The 16,980-nt window shown below is 60.9% G+C and carries 15 protein-coding genes and 1 pseudogene; 12 read left to right on the plus strand and 4 right to left on the minus strand.

The features are described from left to right. The gene (locus tag ACA046_RS16305) at window positions 1-1,410 is read right to left on the minus strand and encodes a circularly permuted type 2 ATP-grasp protein (protein WP_063030304.1); all 1,410 of its coding nucleotides are present in this window, start codon (window positions 1,408-1,410) and stop codon (window positions 1-3) included. Window positions 1,411-1,810: 400 nt separating this feature from the next. On the opposite strand from ACA046_RS16305, the gene ACA046_RS16310 reads away from it, so the two are divergent. The 3 genes from ACA046_RS16310 (at window position 1,811) to ACA046_RS16320 (ending at window position 2,793) form a co-directional block, all read left to right on the plus strand. Further along, window positions 1,811-2,356, plus strand: a complete 546-nt coding sequence (locus ACA046_RS16310; RefSeq protein ID WP_459020918.1) for a hypothetical protein — start codon at window positions 1,811-1,813, stop codon at window positions 2,354-2,356. 72 nt (window positions 2,357-2,428) lie between these two features. After that, window positions 2,429-2,641 (plus strand): hypothetical protein, encoded by a 213-nt coding sequence (locus ACA046_RS16315; RefSeq protein ID WP_076013493.1) that lies wholly within the window; start codon window positions 2,429-2,431, stop codon window positions 2,639-2,641. An 11-nt stretch (window positions 2,642-2,652) separates the two neighbouring features. Further along, entirely contained in the window at window positions 2,653-2,793 is a 141-nt protein-coding gene (locus ACA046_RS16320; RefSeq protein WP_003217070.1) for a hypothetical protein, read from the plus strand. A gap of 3 nt (window positions 2,794-2,796) precedes the next feature. Here ACA046_RS16320 and ACA046_RS16325 read toward each other — a convergent pair whose 3' ends face one another. Together ACA046_RS16325 and ACA046_RS16330 are read right to left on the minus strand one after the other, a co-directional pair. Next, window positions 2,797-4,143: a cation:proton antiporter gene (locus ACA046_RS16325; protein ID WP_459020915.1), complete on the minus strand. Its 1,347-nt coding sequence runs from the start codon at window positions 4,141-4,143 to the stop codon at window positions 2,797-2,799. Window positions 4,144-4,200: 57 nt separating this feature from the next. After that, on the minus strand, window positions 4,201-5,127 hold the full coding sequence (locus tag ACA046_RS16330) for a LysR family transcriptional regulator (RefSeq protein ID WP_497674395.1): 927 nt from the start codon (window positions 5,125-5,127) through the stop codon (window positions 4,201-4,203). Window positions 5,128-5,239: 112 nt separating this feature from the next. On the opposite strand from ACA046_RS16330, the gene ACA046_RS16335 reads away from it, so the two are divergent. From ACA046_RS16335 to ACA046_RS16365, 7 genes are all read left to right on the plus strand, one after another. Next, window positions 5,240-6,223: an aldo/keto reductase gene (locus ACA046_RS16335; protein WP_497674396.1), complete on the plus strand. Its 984-nt coding sequence runs from the start codon at window positions 5,240-5,242 to the stop codon at window positions 6,221-6,223. A 69-nt stretch (window positions 6,224-6,292) separates the two neighbouring features. Next, complete coding sequence (locus ACA046_RS16340) at window positions 6,293-7,084, plus strand: CDP-diacylglycerol diphosphatase (protein ID WP_459020909.1); 792 nt, start codon at window positions 6,293-6,295, stop codon at window positions 7,082-7,084. Between the two features lie 103 nt (window positions 7,085-7,187). Continuing rightward, on the plus strand, window positions 7,188-9,182 hold the full coding sequence (locus ACA046_RS16345) for an aminotransferase class I/II-fold pyridoxal phosphate-dependent enzyme (RefSeq protein WP_497674397.1): 1,995 nt from the start codon (window positions 7,188-7,190) through the stop codon (window positions 9,180-9,182). Window positions 9,183-9,206: 24 nt separating this feature from the next. After that, window positions 9,207-10,043, plus strand: coding sequence for a transporter substrate-binding domain-containing protein (locus tag ACA046_RS16350; RefSeq protein WP_076013487.1), 837 nt, complete (start codon window positions 9,207-9,209; stop codon window positions 10,041-10,043). Between the two features lie 148 nt (window positions 10,044-10,191). Beyond that, the gene (locus ACA046_RS16355; protein WP_063030286.1) at window positions 10,192-10,896 is read left to right on the plus strand and encodes an ABC transporter permease; all 705 of its coding nucleotides are present in this window, start codon (window positions 10,192-10,194) and stop codon (window positions 10,894-10,896) included. A 7-nt stretch (window positions 10,897-10,903) separates the two neighbouring features. Continuing rightward, on the plus strand, window positions 10,904-11,602 hold the full coding sequence (locus ACA046_RS16360) for an ABC transporter permease (protein WP_063030284.1): 699 nt from the start codon (window positions 10,904-10,906) through the stop codon (window positions 11,600-11,602). After that, entirely contained in the window at window positions 11,599-12,597 is a 999-nt protein-coding gene (locus tag ACA046_RS16365) for a DMT family transporter (RefSeq protein ID WP_318302301.1), read from the plus strand. Before ACA046_RS16360 ends, ACA046_RS16365 begins: the two co-directional genes overlap by 4 nt. Here the strand turns inward: ACA046_RS16365 and ACA046_RS16370 are convergent. Beyond that, window positions 12,553-13,065: pseudogene (locus ACA046_RS16370) on the minus strand (TetR family transcriptional regulator C-terminal domain-containing protein); the annotation flags it as partial. The gene ACA046_RS16365 and the pseudogene ACA046_RS16370 overlap by 45 nt on opposite strands. A gap of 64 nt (window positions 13,066-13,129) precedes the next feature. Here ACA046_RS16370 and ACA046_RS16375 point away from each other — a divergent pair. Together ACA046_RS16375 and ACA046_RS16380 are read left to right on the plus strand one after the other, a co-directional pair. Further along, a complete protein-coding gene (locus ACA046_RS16375) occupies window positions 13,130-14,125 on the plus strand; it encodes a M14 family metallopeptidase (protein WP_459020900.1) in 996 nt (331 codons plus the stop codon). A gap of 118 nt (window positions 14,126-14,243) precedes the next feature. Continuing rightward, window positions 14,244-15,494, plus strand: a complete 1,251-nt coding sequence (locus tag ACA046_RS16380; RefSeq protein ID WP_497674398.1) for an IS256 family transposase — start codon at window positions 14,244-14,246, stop codon at window positions 15,492-15,494. Window positions 15,495-16,980 lie beyond the last annotated feature (1,486 nt).

Genomic DNA, 16,980 nt, shown 5'->3' on the forward strand with positions numbered 1-16,980 from the left:
TCAGCCCTCCACCACCCAGGTGTCCTTGGTTCCGCCGCCTTGCGACGAGTTGACGATCAATGAGCCTTCGCGCAGTGCCACACGGGTCAAGCCACCGGGCACCAGCCGGGTTTCCTTGCCCGAGAGCACGAAGGGCCGCAGGTCGATATGTCGCGGCGCGATGCCGTTTTCGACAAAGGTCGGGCAGGTGGACAGGCTCAGGGTCGGTTGGGCGATGTAGGCGTGGGGACGGGCCTTGATGCGTTGGCGGAAGTCCTCGATCTCGGCCGCGGTGGAAGCGGGGCCCACCAGCATGCCGTAGCCGCCTGAGCCCTGGGTTTCCTTGACCACCAGTTCCGGCAGGTGCGCCAGTACGTGGGACAGTTCATCCGGCTTGCGGCACTGGAAGGTCGGCACGTTTTGCAGGATCGGCTCTTCGTCCAGGTAGAACCGGATCATTTCCGGCACATATGGGTAGATTGACTTGTCATCCGCTACGCCAGTGCCGATGGCATTCGCCAGCACCACATTGCCCGCGCAATAGGCCGCGACCAGGCCGGGCACGCCGAGCATCGAGTCGGGGTTGAAGGCTTGCGGGTCGAGGAAGGCGTCGTCGATACGACGGTAGATTACATCAACGGCCTTGGGCCCATCGGTGGTGCGCATGAATACCTTGAGGTCATGCACGAACAGGTCGGCGCCTTCCACCAGTTCCACGCCCATTTCCCGGGCCAGGAACGCATGTTCAAAAAACGCGCTGTTAAAGCGGCCCGGCGTCAGCACCACCACGTTGGGGTTGTCCAGGCGGCTGGAGCTTTTCAGGGTCTTGAGCAGCAGGTTGGGGTAGTGGTCCACCGGGGCGATGCGTTGCTTGGCGAACACCTCCGGGAACAGGCGCATCATCATCTTGCGGTCTTCGAGCATGTAGCTCACGCCGCTGGGAGTGCGCAGGTTGTCTTCAAGCACGTAGTAGGTGCCGTCGCCATCGCGCACCAGGTCGACCCCGGAGATATGCGAGTAGATATCGCGGTGCAGGTCGAGGCCAACCATGGCTTTCTGGTAACCCTCGTTGCCCAGGACTTGCTCGGCGGGAATGATCCCGGCCTTGATGATGCGCTGGTCGTGGTAGATGTCGGCGAGGAACATGTTCAGCGCATTCACCCGCTGGATGCAGCCGCGTTCGATGACGCTCCACTCACTGGCGGGGATGCTGCGGGGGATGATGTCGAAGGGGATCAGGCGCTCGGTGTCTTGCTCGTCGCCATACAGGGTGAAGGTGATCCCGGCACGGTGAAACAGCAGGTCGGCTTCACGGCGGCGCTGGGCCAGCAGTTCTGGCGGCGTATTGGCCAGCCAGCGGGAGAATTCCTGATAGTGCGCACGGCAAACGCCTTGTGCGTCATTCATTTCATCAAAGAAAGATCGAGCCATTCCAGTACCTTGTCAGTGCCCGGGGAAATGCTGATGGGTGGCACTGCCGCTTTAGAAAACGCATTTTTTTATGAGCCCGTGGCTGATGGTGCCAGCAGACCTGGTCCTTACTTTCTTTTTGGGTGGGCTCTGGGTCGAGGGGTAACGATTGCTCCTGTATTTGGGCAGATGAATGGATAAAGCAATGCCTGTGCCGAAACCCCTGCAGGAGCGAGCTTGCTCGCGAAAAACCTGAGAACAGCACGTTCAGTCAGGATGCCAGCGTTATCGTTGACGCCCTTCGCGAGCAAGCTTGCTCCTACAGGGGGCGGGGTGCGCCCCAAATTGGCGCATGAACAAACTTGAACTTCGCGCCGGCCTGATTCTTCTAAAGGGTCTCAGTCCAGCACGGAGCACGGATGTGCCCAGAATCATTTCACCCGACACCCCGGAATCGAACCTGACGGACCACAGCGAACACAACGCGAAGATTTTCGGTTCGCCCAAAGACCGTCTCGATTTCTACCGGCGCGAGATCCAGTACGAAACCAGCATCCTCGCCAACCGCACCGACGCCTACCTCACGGCCCAGTCGTTCCTGGTGATCGCCTTCGTTTCCGGCATGGGCAACCTCAATCCGGAATGGGGCAAGCTGTTTACCCTGGTGGTGCCGGTATTCCTCGCGCTGCTGGGCATCCTCAGCTCCCTCAACGCCTGGCCGGGGATTCGGGCGGCCTACGACATCATCGATCACTGGCACTACAAGCAGAGCGAATTGCTGCGCAGCGAGCCGGTGATGGGCATGGCCTATGATGAGTCGCCGCTGTTTTCCGAGATGGAGTCGTCCCACAAGGGCTATCGCAAGTCGCTGTTGTTCTCGATGCGCGCGCCGTGGCTGTTCATGGTGTTCTGGGTGATCCTGGGGGCCTATGCGTTCTATATCCAGGTGGACAATCCTGGCTCATAAGCAATTGGAACTTCACCCACCCGCAAAGGACCTTACCTTTACGCAGTCTGCGTTTTCCAACAGAGGTGAGCCATGAGCACAGACAACGACCCGCAAACCAGCAACCGTAACGATCCTGCCATCGACGGTGGCGAACCGGCGCCAGGCACTGCAGCCGACGCACCGAAAGACCCGAAGCCGGCCAGCGACCCAAAGGCCAAGGAAAACGACTACAGTCCAGACTTCAAGCCCGAGCGCGAGCCCAAGCCTGAAACCGATGCCGATATCGATACCCAAGGCGGTTAGAGGAGACGGTCATGTCAGTTGAAATAGACGAAGACGATGAACTCAATGACCCGGGCAATGAAGACCCGGGTTCATTGATGGATGATGCAGAAGTACCGCTTAACGACCTGGATGATGCCGCCGACGTCGGCAACACCGAAAACCAGGAGTAGACGTCATTGTTGTGCCTGGGCTCGCCGTTCATACCACACCAGCATCGGCTGCGTGCTGAGACCATGAACGACGATGCTCAGGGCAATGACTGACAGCGTCAGGTTCACCGCCACCGCGCTGCTGGTGCCCACCAGCCCATGGTTGATGGCATAGAACAGGTAGTAGATGCTGCCGATCCCGCGAATTCCGAACCAGCCTACCAGCCCGCGCTGATGGCGATTCAGCAGGGTGCCCCAGGGTATCGACAGCACGCTGAGGGGACGGATCACGCAAAACAGCAACGCGCCCACCGCCAGTGCCCGCCAGTCCCAATGGCTGACCAGCACCACGCCCAGCAGGGTCACCAGGAACACTTCCATCGAACGCTCCACCAGGCCGCCAAAGGCGAGCATGTCGCCCATCATTACCCCGGCGGCGATCTGCGTGTCTTGGAGTTGCCCGACGTCACCATGCAACGCATGCTCCGGCTCTACTTCCATGTGGCCAACCACCGGTTGGGCCAAATGTTCGGCCGGGGTTTGTGAGTTGCCGGTGGACTTGAACTCGGCCTGGCGCAGTCCGAGGCCGGCGGCAAACACCGACAGAAAACCGTAGCCGCCGATGGCTTCGGCCACCACGTAGGCCAGGGCGATCAGGGCCAGCGTCAGGTAGTCATTGGGAGACAGGGTGCTGTCGGCATTGGTGATCCGCATCTTCAGGGTGATGCGACCGATGCCCCGTCCCATCCAGTACCCCACAAGCAGCCCGGCAGGTACGGCCCAGAGCAGGTTTTTCAGGACCCAGCCGCCCAGCCAGTCACCGTCGAAGCCGCCGTGCTGCATGAAGATCAGCGCAAAGATCACGAACGGGAAGGCCGTACCGTCGTTCAGGCCTGCTTCGCCCGAGAGGCCGAAACGCAGCGAGTCATAGTCCTGAGCGTTATTCACCTGAACCAAGCCTGCGAGCACTGGGTCGGTGGGTGCCAGAATCGCCCCCACCAGCAGCGAAACGCCCCACGACAACCCCAGCAGCCAATGCAGCACCAGGCACGTGCCGAGGATGGTCAAGAGCATCACCGGCCCGGCCATGCCAAACGCAATGCGCCAGGTTCGGTGCTTGAGTGGCAGGCGCAGTTTGAGCCCGCTGACAAACAGCGAAAACAGCACAGCGACTTCCGTCAGGTGTTCCATCCAACGGGCTGAGGCCTTTATGTCCAGGTGCAGCAGGTCCATGCCCAACGGGCCAATGCAGATACCCAGCAGCAGGCAGACAGCCGAGGTGGTGACGGGCATCCAGCGCAGATAGGAGGAGGCGAGGGCGAGGATGAGCAATACCGCGCCGAGTACGGCCATCCATAAAATAAAAGTCATCGAGCGTGCACCAGGCCGTGGTCTATCCCGGTTTGAGGACCACGGCGAGCCACAGGTTCAATGTGATTCCAGCCACGGCGAGCCGGTGGTTTTCAGACGGATCATGTCGATCAGTTGCCGCAACCCCGGCTGCGACTGCCGGCGGCTGGGGTAGTACATGCACAGCGGCGCGCCGATGCAGACCCAGTCGGGCAACACCTGTACCAGGCGGCCGTCTGCCAGCTCCGACAGCACGCGATTCTCCAGGCAATAGGCGATGCCCACGCCTTGCAGCGCTGCGTCGACGATGGTCTGGGTGTCAGCCGCACTGAAGTGGCCGGGCACGTCGAGGCGTTGCTGGCGAGTGCCGTTGCCCAGCTCCCACTTGTAGGTAGTCTTGTCGCCCAGGTACATGCGCACGCAGGAGTGCGTGAGCAAGTCCTTGGGTACCGAAGGCGTTCCGGCCTGCTTGAGATACGCCGGGGAAGCGACCATGATCCAGCGCAGCTCGCCCGTCAGCGGCACAGCCACCATGTCCTGGGGCACCGTGGCGCCATAGCGGATACCCGCGTCGTAGCCTTCGGCGACGATGTCGAGCATGCGGTCATCAATCATCACGTCCAGGCGCAATTGTGGGTAAGCGCGGGTGAACTCACCCAGGATTGGCGAGACAAGCAACACCGCCGCATCCCGTGACACGTTCAGGCGTAGCCGGCCAATCGGCGCCTCGCGGTACAGTTCAAGGGTATCGAGGCCGTCCTGAATCGTCGCGAAGCCGGCACTGAGTTTTTCCGCGAGCACCACGCCCGCGTCGGTGGGCTCCACCGCACGGCTGGTGCGGTAGAGCAACTTGACCCCCAGGCGGGTTTCCAGGTTGCGCATGGTGTGGCTCAAGGCCGAAGTGGTGACGCCCAGTTCATGAGCGGCATGCCGGAAACTGCGGCGGCGGATGATCGCCATGAACACATTCAGGTCGGCCAATTCGGAACGGTTGAACGCAGCCATATCAAGCACCTTTTGTGGGGTTTGGGTTGCACGCGCCGTTGAGCCCGATTCAACCTCGGATGATCTAGAGTAATCGTTTTTTTACTGATTGTTTCTGGCGGAGGCTTTTTTCATGAGTATCGAAACCATCAAGATCCCGGGCATCGACAAGGCCGTCTCGCGGATTGCCCTGGGCACTTGGTCCATGGGCGGCTCGATGTGGGGCGGTGCCGATAATGAGGTCTCGATCAAGACCATTCGCCATGCGCTGGACAGCGGCATCAACTTTATCGACAGCGCGCCGGTCTACGGCCTCGGGCTGTCTGAAGAACTGATCGGCCGCGCCCTGCACGGTGTGCGCCATAACGCCGTGATCGCCACCAAGGCCGGGCTGCAATGGGACGACGGCACCGTGCGCCGCAACGCCACGGCCCAACGCATCCGCAAGGAAATCGAAGACTCGCTGCTGCGCCTGGAAACCGACTACATCGACCTCTACCAGATTCACTGGCCTGACCCGCTGGTGGCACAGGAAGAGACGGCTTGTGAGCTGGAAAAACTGCGCCGCGAAGGCAAGATCCTCGCCGTGGGCGTGAGCAATTATTCGCCTGCGCAAATGGACGATTTCCGTCAGTACACCCACCTGGACACGGTGCAGCCACCCTACAACCTGTTCGAGCGGGCGATCGACAGCGACATCCTGCCGTACGCCAAGCAAAACGCCTTGGTGGTATTGGCCTACGGTTCGCTGTGCCGGGGCCTGCTGACCGGCAGCATGCACGCCGCCACGCGCTTTACCGGGGACGATGTGCGCAAGCTCGACCCGAAATTCAAGGCGCCGCGCTTTGAGCAATACCTGGCAGCGGTGGCGGCACTGGACGTGTACGCCCGCGAATGCCACGGCAAGTCAGTGCTGGCCCTGGCGTTACGCTGGGTGCTGGATCAGGGCCCGACGATTGCGCTGTGGGGCGCCCGTCGCCCGGAGCAACTGAAAGGCATCGAGGACGCATTCGGCTGGCAGCTGAGCGCCGACGACCTGCAACATATCGACCGTATTCTCGCCAGCACGATAAAAGATCCGGTAGGGCCGGAATTCATGGCCCCTGGCAAGCGTTAACCTTTGCGACAGGGATGTCTGCGGTTGCAAAACAACAGAAGACATCCCTTTGGCGTTGAGGTTTTTGGCATGAAGCGCGGTACCGTATTCAAGACTGTCGGTGGTTTGTTGTGTGTGGTGGCATTGGCGGGCGCCTGGAAATGGCGGGGCAATCCTGATGTGCTGTGGCAGATTGTCAGCCGCCAATGCGTGCCTGATCAGAACCAGCACCACAACCCCAGTCCGTGCCTAAAGGTCGACCCGGAGAAAGGCTTTGCACTGCTCAAGGACCTCAACGGCCCGTATCAGGACTTGCTGATCCCCACCGATAAAGTCACCGGCATCGAAGACATCGCGCTGACCCGGAACCTGCTGCCCCATTACTTTGCCCAGGCCTGGAAAAACCACGATGTACTATCCGCCGGCCTGCAAACGCCGATTGCCGACCGCTTTGTGTCGCTGGCGATCAACTCGCGTTATGGCCGCTCGCAAAACCAGCTGCACATCCATATCGCCTGCCTGCGGCCCGACGTGTTCAACGCCCTCAACAAACGCGCCGCGACCCTCAACGAGCAATGGCAAACCCTGCCGGTAAAACTATTGGGACATACCTACAGTGCCCGCACCTTGTCGGCGGCGGACTTCGACCTGCGCGACCCGCTGGCGATCTTGAATGAGTACGCGCAGGCCCAGGGCGACGCCATGGCCAGCTACAGCTTGCTGCTGACACCGGGTGCGAATGGCAACTTCGTGCTGTTGACGACGCGGTTGACGCTCAAGGAATGGAACCTGGCGTCTGCCGAGGAGCTGCAAGACCACCAGTGCAACTTGATGGGTAAACCACCACAACGACCTGTTTTAGCTGTTAACGACATCCGGTGAAATTTGCCGTTGAACGAGTGTTCAGTTTCAATTATGTTGGCTGCACCCCCTGCCTGGTAACAGGCGGGCTTGCGCTTTTTCTGATTGAACGAGAGGCACTGGCATGCGGTTTTCACCCTTTGTTGAGCGAATTGCAGGGCAGGGCGTAGCCGCCTGGGACATTCACCACGCCGCCTTCCAGGCCAGCAGCAAAGGCGAAGACATCATTATCCTGAGTGTGGGCGATCCGGATTTCGCCACACCCTCGTTCATCACCGACGCCGCCGTCGAGGCGCTGCGCCAGGGCGACACCCACTACACCGAAATCCCCGGCCGCCCGGCACTGCGCGATGCCATCGCCGCCCGCTACAGCCAATCCCTGGATCGCCCGTTGAACGCTGAAAACGTGATCACTGTGGCCGGCGCGCAGAACGCCTTGTTCGTCACTTCGCTGTGCCTGTTGCAGGCCGGAGATGAAGTGCTTGTCCTCGACCCGATGTACGTCACCTACGAAGCCACGCTCAAGGCCAGCGGCGCGACGCTGGTGCGAGTGCCGTGTTCGGCGGACTCGGGTTTTCGCCTTGACCCGGCGCTACTCGCTGCCGCCATCACGCCGCGTACCCGGGCGATTTTCTTTTCCAACCCCAACAACCCCAATGGCGTGGTGCTCAATCCCCAGGAGCTGCAAGCGATTGCCGACCTGGCAATCGAGCATGAATTGTGGGTCGTGGTGGACGAGGTCTACGAGAGCCTGGTGTTCGATGGCGAATACCACAGCCTGGCGGCGCTGCCGGGCATGGCCGAGCGCTGCATCGTGATTGGCAGCCTGTCCAAATCCCACGCCATGACCGGCTGGCGAATCGGCTGGATCATGGCTGAACCTGCCATGGTGGCCCATGCTGAAACCCTGGTGTTGAGCATGCTCTACGGCTTGCCGGGGTTTGTGATGGAAGCCGCGACTGCCGCCGTGTTGGCCCACGATGCAGTCACCCACGGCATGCGTGAAACTTACCGTCGGCGCCGTGACCTGGTGGTGGCGGGTCTCAGCGGTTGCCCGGGCATCCACGTACGCGCTCCGCAAGCCGGCATGTTCGTGCTGGTGGATGTGCGGGACACCGGCCTCAGCTCCCTGGATTTCGCCTGGCGCCTGTTTCGCGAAGCGGGGGTTTCCGTACTGGATGCCGCTGCCTTCGGTGAGCCGGCCCAAGGCTTTGTGCGGCTGTCGTTCACCTTGGGTGAAGCGCGGCTGGCCGAAGCCTGTGAACGTATCAGCCGCTTCGTCGCCAAGCTCGCCGGTGAACCACGCATAGCGCCTGCGGCGAAAATCATCAGCGTGCAGCCGGTTGTGGCGAAGAAGATGATCGAGGTGCTCGACCTGCACAAACGCTTCGGCAATATCGAAGTGCTCAAGGGCATCTCCCTGACGGCCCACGAAGGCGAAGTGATCTCGCTGATCGGCGCCAGCGGCTCGGGCAAAAGTACCTTGCTGCGCTGCATCAACATGCTCGAAGTGCCGGACCAGGGCAGCATTCACGTCGACGGTGAAAGCATCAAGCTCAACTACGGTCGCCCCGGCGCACCACTGGTGGCCGACGCCAAACAGCTGGTGCGGATTCGCTCGACACTCGGCATGGTGTTCCAGAACTTCAACCTGTGGCCCCATCGCACGGTCCTGGAAAACCTCATCGAAGCGCCGATCCAGGTGCTGCGCGAAAGCCGCGCCGAAGCCATCGAGCGCGCCGAAGCCTTGCTCGACCGGGTTGGCCTGGCCGCCAAGCGCAACGAATACCCGGCGTTCCTCTCCGGCGGCCAGCAACAGCGGGTGGCCATCGCCCGCGCCCTGGCCATGCGCCCCAAAGTCATGCTGTTCGACGAACCTACCTCGGCCCTCGACCCGGAACTGGTGGGCGAAGTGCTGCGGGTGATCCGCTCCCTCGCGGAAGAGGGCCGCACCATGATCCTGGTAACCCATGAAATGGCGTTCGCCCGGGATGTGTCATCCAAAGTCGCGTTCTTGCATCAAGGCCTGATCGAGGAAACCGGCTCGCCAGACTCAGTGTTTATCGACCCACGCAGTGAGCGTTGCCGGCAGTTCGTCAACGCGCATCAAACTCGCTAACTCCAAAAAAGACGGGGCAAGATCATGAAATCCAAACGATTGGCAAAGTGGTTGAGCAGTGCAGTGTTGATGCTGGCGGCAGGTACGGCGTTGGCGGCGGAGAAACCAATCGTGTTCGCAGTGGCGGCGGAACCCTACCCACCGTTCACGGTGAAGGGCGGCAACGGTGAATGGACGGGCTTTGAAGTCGACTTGATCCACAAGCTCTGCGGCTTGATGAAGGCTGAGTGTCAGATCAAGGAAGTGGCGTGGGACGGGATTATTCCGTCGTTGCTGGCGAAGAAAATCGACGTGATCTTCTCCTCGATGTCGGTCACCGACGAGCGCGAAAAACAGATCGCCTTCAGCCGCGCCTACTACGACTCGCTGCTGGGCATTGCCGGCCCCAAGGGCACCACCGTCGAGGTCACGCCGGCGGGGTTGAAGGGCAAGATCATCGGCGTGCAGATCTCCACGGTCAGCGCCAACTACCTGAAGAAGTACTACGAGAACATTGCTGACCTGAAGTACTACGACACCCAGGAATCGGCCAACGCCGACCTGATTGCCGGGCGCACCGACCTGATGATGGCCGACGGTGTCGCCATCGCCATGATGGTGAAGACCCCTGAAGCCCAGGGCCTGGCGGAAATCGCCGAAGTGCCTTACGACCCGATCATCGGCCGCGGCGTGGGGGCCGGCCTGCGCAAGGAAGACACCGAACTCAAGGCCCGCCTGGACAAGGCCATTGGTGAGTTGCTGGTGAGCAAGGACTACGCTGACCTGTCCCAGAGCGTGTTTGGGGTATCGGTCAGCCCGTGCAAACGCGCCGACACACCGGCCTATGTGAGCAAAGTCTGCGACAGCCCCTACACAAATTAACCCCTTAGCGAGGGTGTTTTTTGTGGCGAGGGAGCTTGCTCCCGCTGGGGTGCGAAGCACCCCCAAAAAATGGGCCTGCTACGCAGTCCAGCGGGAGCAAGCTCCCTCGCCACAGGGTCACTGCGTGTCATCCAAATAGGGAGCAGCGATGTTCGATCTACTCAACTTCAGCGAGCAAGGCTGGGGCAATGCATTGCTCAAAGGGTTATGGATGACCCTGCAGATCTCCGCCGGTTCGTTTGCGGTGGGGCTGCTGATCGGCCTGGTGGTGGCCTGCGCCAAGCTCAGTGCACCGCGACCGATTGCGCTGCTGATGCGCGGCTACACTACGGTGTTTCGCGCAGTGCCCGAGTTGCTGCTGATCCTGCTGCTGTATTACGCAGGCTCCATGGGCCTCAACGCGCTGATGCTGTGGCTGGGGTTTGCGCAGTTCAACATCAGCGGCCCGCTGGTAGCCGTCCTGGTACTGGGGCTGGTGCAAGGCGCGTACGCCTCGGAGATTTTCCGCGCGGCGATCCTCGCGATTCCCCACGGCCAGATCGAAGCGGCGCGGGCGTTTGGCTTGAGCGGCTTTGGCCTGTTCCGTCGGGTAACCCTGCCGATCATGGCGCCGTATGCCCTGGCCGGTATGTCCAACCTGTGGATCAACCTGATCAAGGACAGCGCGCTGATCAGCGTGGTGGGCACCAACGAACTGCTGTACACCGCCAAACAGGCGGCGGGCTCGACCCGGCATTACCTGTTGTTCTACCTCACGGCCGCCGCCTTGTATTACCTGGTGACATTGGCCTCCAACTACCTGTCCGGGCGCCTGGAACGACGTATTCGTCGCTGGATGCCGGTTGTCGAGTGAGCCGCACATGCCTGAGTGGATAAGTTATTACGCAGGACTGATCGCCAAAGGCTTGCAGACGACCCTGTCGTTGCTGGTGATTTCGGCAGTGCTCGGCTTCGCGTTGGCGGTGCTGGTAGCCCTGGCGCGGCTGTCCCGGCGCAAGTGGCTGGCCCGCTGTGCGCTGGGGTACACCAGTGTGCTGCGGGGCACGCCGTTGCTGATCCAGATCTACATCTTCTACTACGGGCTGGGCAGTCTGTTTGCCCAGTTCCCGATGATTCGCGGGAGTTTCCTCTGGCCGTTCCTGCGGGACGGTTACTGGTACATCGTGTTCGCCCTGGTGTTGTCAGTGGGCGCGTACGTCGGCGAAGTGATTCGCGGCGGCCTGCTGGCGGTGCCCAAGGGTGAGATGGAAGCCGCCTCGGCGTTTGGCATGACGCCGCGCCAGGCACTGTTGCGAGTGCGCTTGCCACGGGCCATGCGCCTGCTGCTGCCGACCCTGGCGGGGGAGACGGTGATGTTGCTCAAATCCACGGCGCTGGCCTCGACCATTGCGGTGGTCGACCTGCTCGGCGCCGCCAACGTGGTACGCGCCCAGACCTTGCAGATCTACCAGCCGCTGCTGCTGGTGGCCGGGGTCTACCTGTGCCTGACCTTTTTGATTGAAGCCCTGTACGCGGTTGCCGAGCGACGCGGTACACCGTTGCGCAGGTCTGCCGGATGAAAACCGATCGCTCGTTGCAAGGGATTGCCCTGTGCTCGCTGGCCTATGCGTTCCTGGCGTTGCAGGACGCCGCGATCAAATGGCTGGTGGCCGACTATTCAGTATTCACCATCCTGTTCTGGCGCAGCCTGGTGGTGGTCGCCGCGTGTGTAATTGCCGGGCGCCTGGGCTTGCTCAAGCGTGCCTGGAACTCGGTCAGCCGCAAGCTGCTGATCATCCGCGGCCTGCTGTCGCTGCTGGCGTGGCTGCTGTACTACACCGCCGCCAAGGACCTGACCCTGGCGGAAATGACCACCTTGTATTTTTCTGCGCCGATCATGGTCACGCTGCTGGCGGCGCTGATCCTCAAGGAACGCGCCAGTCGCGGCCAGTGGATTTCGCTGATCATCGGCTTTGTCGGTGTGGTGATCGCCTGTCGCCCCAGCAGCATGGTCGACCCGTTGCCAATCGGCCTGACATTGGCCGCCGCGCTGTGCTGGGCATTTACCTATATCCAGTTGCGCCAGGTGGACGACAACACCTCGGTGCTGGAGCAGATGCTGATCACCAATGTGGTGTTTGTGATTTGCATGGCCGTGACATTGCCGTGGACGCACACACCGTCGCCGACCCCGGCGTGGCTGGGCATGCTCGGTGCCGGGCTGGTGGGCGGGATTGGCCAGTTCCTGCTGTTTGCGAGTTTCCGCCGGGCCACGGCGACGCTGCTGGCACCGTTTGAATACACCGGGTTGATCTGGGCCTTCCTGTTATCGAGCCTGATCTGGGGCACCTTGATGGACGTGTCGCTGATCTTCGGCGCCGCGCTGATCGCCGTCAGTGGCACCCTGGCCATGCTCAGCGCCCGGCACCCTGTTTCACAAGACGTGGTCGGCGCCGAATGCTCCGTGACGCAGCCCCTGTATCCAGCAGCGGCAGATGTGCAGCCCGTTGCCGGGGCTGAAGGTGCTGGGGTTGAGGCACCACTCAAGCCAGAGTCCGTCGAGCATCGCCGATAAGCCGATGGCGGCCAGGCGCGTGTCGTGGATCACGAAGCCTTCGCTCTGGGCCAGGTCATCAAGCAATTGACGGATCAGTTCGAGGTAGGCGCGATAGCTTTTTTCATGGGAGTCATTCACGTGCTGGGAGTGGCGGATCAGGCTCCAGAACACCACCCACACGCCCAACAGTTTCGGGTCCATGACCCGTGAGGAAAACGAACCGGCGAGAAATGCATCCAGCCGCGCGGCAGGGCCCTCGGCCTGGTCGACTTCCTGCCAGAGGGCGGTGGTCAATTCGCTGGCCAGCTTGTGATAGGTCTCGGCGATCAATGCATCGATGCTGCCGAAATGGTGATTGAGCAATCCCACCGAAACCCCGGCTTCAGCGGCGATGCGCCGCACGGAAATGCCGGCATGCCCGTCTCGGGCGAGGCTGGTGAGGGTGGCGGCAATCAACAGGTCGCGACGGTCTTCGGTCACAGGCACATCCTAGAGGGTTGAACGTGTGTTCAATATATACCTGCAGAACCAACAAGAGGAGGGCAGCGGCATGGCAAAAGACCTTTCGTGGCAAGTCCCCGGCGATTCCGGGAACACCCTGCACATCGGCGCCTGGCGCTTCGAGGGTGACGGCAGCGGGCCTCGGGTGCACCTGCAAGCGGGTGTGCATGCCGATGAAATCGCCGGGATGCTGGTGTTGCATCAACTGCTGCCGCGTTTGCAGGCGTGTCATGACCGGGGGCAGCTCAAGGGCTCGGTGACGGTGGTGCCCCAGGCGAATCCGTTTGGCATTGGGCAGTTTCGCCAGGGGCGGTTGTTGGGGCGGTTTCATGAGGCCACCGGGCAGAATTTTAACCGGGCGTTTGATCATTCGTTGGCTATGGAGCGGCCGGCGAGCAACTTGGCGCAATGGCAGAAAAGTCTGGTGCAGCTGGCGGCTGATGCGGAGCTGGTGCTGGATCTGCACACGGATGATGAGGCGCTGCCTTATTTGTATATCCATCGCAGCTTTTGGCCTGAGGGCCAGGTGTTGGCGGCGGCGTTGCAGGTGGATGTGGTGATTGTCTGGGATGAGGGGGGTGATGGGTCGTTTGAGGAGACCATCATTAATCATGCGAATCCGCGGTTGGCGGCGACGATTGAATTGCGTGGGCAGGCGGATGTGAGTGATGCCTTGGCCGGGCGGGATGGCGACGGGATCTGGGCTTGGCTTTGTGCCAGTGGGGTGATTGATGAGGCGCCGGTGATTGCCGACTGGCAGGGGCAGGTGGTGGACATGGGGTGTATGGAGACGATTCTGGCGCCGTGTGCCGGGGTGTTGGTGTTTGAAAAAGGTTTGGGTGAGCAGGTTGAAGAGGGTGAGCGGTTTGCGCGGATTATTCGGCGGCCTGGGGATTTGGCTTCTGAAGTTGTGCTGCATGCGGCGCAAACCGGGCGGATGGTGACGGGGCATCGGGAGCGGTTGGTGTCACAGGGTTCGGTGGTGGCCAAGTTTACTGGGACGCGGTTGTCTGAGGGTTACAGTGGGGGGGTGTTGGATCCTTAGGCGGGTGTACATATCCGTTGTTTTTGTGATGGCTGCTATTGGTTCCGCTCTTACAGCGGGTCACTTGGGGGTGTCAGAAATTTTGTGTTCGGGCATACCATGAGCAAGAGGTGCATGTATGCCAACCAAAAAGAAACCACCGCTGCGTGAACTACCAAAAATCCCGAAAGAGCTGCTCGAGCAGTTCGCTGACGGCATGATGACCGCCGAGGCCATCGAAGACGCCTCAGCGGCTTTCAAGAAGGCTCTGATCGAGCGAGCCTTGAATGCCGAGCTCGGCCATCACCTGGGCTATCCGCCGGGCGCGCAGCGCCCAGAGGATGAAACCAACCAGCGTAATGGCAAAAGCGGCAAGACGGTTCTCACGGGCGATGGGCCGCTCCGGCTGGATATTCCGCGTGACCGGGACGGCAGTTTTTCGCCCATTCTGATCCCCAAGCACGAACGCCGTTACACCGGTTTCGATGACAAGATCATCGCTATGTACGCCCGCGGCATGACGGTCAGAGAGATCCGCGCGTTTCTCTCCGAGCAGTACGGTACGGACGTTTCGCCTGATTTCATCAGCTCGGTGACCGACGAGGTCATGGCTGAGATCGGCGCATGGCAACAGAGGCCCTTGGAGCCGATGTATCCGGTTATTTTCTTCGATGCCCTGCGGGTCAAAATCCGCGAAGAAGGACTGGTGCGTAATAAGGCGATCTACTTGGCACTGGGTGTTCTGCCTGACGGCACACGGGATATTCTCGGCATTTGGATCGAAAATACCGAGGGCGCCAAGTTCTGGATGAAGGTGTTCAACGACCTCAAAACACGCGGTATTGAAGATGTACTGATCGCCGTGACAGATGGACTCAAAGGCATGCCAGAAGCCCTTGGCGCTGTCTTTCCAGCGACGACACTGCAAACCTGCATTGTTCATCTGATCCGTAACAGCCTTGATTACGCAGCGTGGGATAAGCGTCGCGAACTGGCCAAGGCGCTCAAGCCGATCTACCAGGCGGTCACCGCCGAAGCGGCTGAACAGGCGCTGGACGCGTTTGAAACCGGGCCCTGGGGCAAGCAATACCCGACGGTAGTGGCTGCTTGGCGAAGGGCCTGGGATCGAGTCATTCCATTTTTCGTCTTCCCGCCAGCAATCCGAAAAGTGATCTACACCACCAACGCCATCGAGAGCATCAACGCTCAGCTACGAAAGATCATCAAGACTCGCGGCCACTTCCCGACCGACGATGCGGCAACCAAACTGATCTGGCTCGGGCTGCGAAATATCACTGCAAACTGGGGCTCGGCGGCCCATGACTGGAAAAGTGCGATGAATCAATTTGCGATTCTGTACGGAGATCGATTTATCAGGCCAACCTGGTAAAAGCACGGCCTGCCTGACGGCAGGCCGTTACCGGCCCGCACACAAAAAAACTGACAGTCCCGGTCACTTTTGGAAAAGAGCCCCAAAAGTAACCAAAAGGGCTCTTGCCCCACCACTCGGCACCTCGCTTGGGCTCGGTGTGCCCTCACTCCGGCTTTGGAGCGTGGGCTGCCGCGATGGGCCATCCTTGGCCCAGCGCGGCTAACCCGGCGTCCTGCCGGGTTACCCACGCTCCAAAGCCTGCGTTCGGCCAGCGTGGTTTAACGGGGCGCCTAAGATCAAGATCAACAGCAGATCAAGGGCACAGCGGCCTACCGGCCGGCTTGAGTGTGGTGAAGCAACAGCCAAATCAAAAGCGGGCACGGTCCAAATGTGGGAGCGGGCTTGCTCGCGAAGGTCGTTAACGATGACGTTGGCATCCTGGATGAACGCGGCGGTCTCAGGTTTTTCGCGAGCAAGCTCGCTCCTACAGAGAAGGAAGCCGGCCGGGAGGCCGCTGTGCTTTTGCTTTTGATCTGCTTTTGATCTGACTGCCCCATTCAGCCCGAGGCCGAACGCAGGTATTGCGGAGCGGCTAAACCGGCAGGACGCCGGTTTAGCCGCGCCGGGCCATGGATGGCCCGTCGCGGCGGCCCGCTTCGCGGTGCCGGAGTGAGGGAACACCGAGCCCCAGCGAGGTGCCGACAGGCGGGGCAGAGCCCTAATTTGCTTACTTTGGGGCTTTTCCAAAGTGAGCCGCTGTAAGAGCGGAACCATACGTGGCCGTTACCTAAATAACGGATATGCCCCCAAAAGCCGCGTACTGGACAGGGGCAGCGCGATCTCACTGCCACACCCTGGTGCATGTTCTTGATTGCACGCAGCTTTTTGTGGCGAGGAAGCTCCCTCCCGTAGGACCGCACAGCAGCCCAAGCAACCTAATCAATAGCAAGCTAGCTAATTGGCGCATTAATTGCCTTGAAATATGGCAATTAGACATCACTCCCGGAGTGCGCCATGAGCAGCCTGTCGAGCAGCACGATGCAATTATCTTCCACCGAAAAAAGCTGGTTGCCCTGGTGGGGCAAGACCGGCAAGTTCGCCATGGGCTGGTCCTGTCGGCTCAACCGCGCGGTGTACCCGGTAATGGAGCAAACCTTCGAAGCCATCGCCGAAACCCGGGTCAAACTCCTGCAAACCTGGACCCGCGAACAGTGGGAACACCTGGGCGAACTCGCCAGCGTGCTGACCCGCGACACCGTGCTCACCGACAACAGCCTGCTGCTGGACAAACTGCAACAGGCCGGGGATTTCTCCGAGCTGTTTATCGTCGACCCCAAGGGCGAGCTGCTGGCAACCACCTGGAGCCAGGCCGGTCACCGCGCACTCAATCAACAAGCCCTGGCCGCCGGGCTCAAGGCGCCATTTCTCCACGGTCCCTACGCCGACCCGCTGACCCTGCAGATCGGCCCTTCGTCCTCGCGTTTCCATGACGAAGTGACCCTGA

This window comes from Pseudomonas sp. LBUM1641 (genome assembly GCF_059716235.1).

Coding starts and splice junctions, on each gene's coding strand:
- ACA046_RS16305 (WP_063030304.1), bottom strand. CDS start 1,410: ATGGCTCGATCTTTCTTTGATGAAATGAATGACGCACAAGGCGTTTGC.
- ACA046_RS16315 (WP_076013493.1), top strand. CDS start 2,429: ATGAGCACAGACAACGACCCGCAAACCAGCAACCGTAACGATCCTGCC.
- ACA046_RS16320 (WP_003217070.1), top strand. CDS start 2,653: ATGTCAGTTGAAATAGACGAAGACGATGAACTCAATGACCCGGGCAAT.
- ACA046_RS16325 (WP_459020915.1), bottom strand. CDS start 4,143: ATGACTTTTATTTTATGGATGGCCGTACTCGGCGCGGTATTGCTCATC.
- ACA046_RS16330 (WP_497674395.1), bottom strand. CDS start 5,127: ATGGCTGCGTTCAACCGTTCCGAATTGGCCGACCTGAATGTGTTCATG.
- ACA046_RS16335 (WP_497674396.1), top strand. CDS start 5,240: ATGAGTATCGAAACCATCAAGATCCCGGGCATCGACAAGGCCGTCTCG.
- ACA046_RS16340 (WP_459020909.1), top strand. CDS start 6,293: ATGAAGCGCGGTACCGTATTCAAGACTGTCGGTGGTTTGTTGTGTGTG.
- ACA046_RS16345 (WP_497674397.1), top strand. CDS start 7,188: ATGCGGTTTTCACCCTTTGTTGAGCGAATTGCAGGGCAGGGCGTAGCC.
- ACA046_RS16350 (WP_076013487.1), top strand. CDS start 9,207: ATGAAATCCAAACGATTGGCAAAGTGGTTGAGCAGTGCAGTGTTGATG.
- ACA046_RS16355 (WP_063030286.1), top strand. CDS start 10,192: ATGTTCGATCTACTCAACTTCAGCGAGCAAGGCTGGGGCAATGCATTG.
- ACA046_RS16360 (WP_063030284.1), top strand. CDS start 10,904: ATGCCTGAGTGGATAAGTTATTACGCAGGACTGATCGCCAAAGGCTTG.
- ACA046_RS16365 (WP_318302301.1), top strand. CDS start 11,599: ATGAAAACCGATCGCTCGTTGCAAGGGATTGCCCTGTGCTCGCTGGCC.
- ACA046_RS16375 (WP_459020900.1), top strand. CDS start 13,130: ATGGCAAAAGACCTTTCGTGGCAAGTCCCCGGCGATTCCGGGAACACC.
- ACA046_RS16380 (WP_497674398.1), top strand. CDS start 14,244: ATGCCAACCAAAAAGAAACCACCGCTGCGTGAACTACCAAAAATCCCG.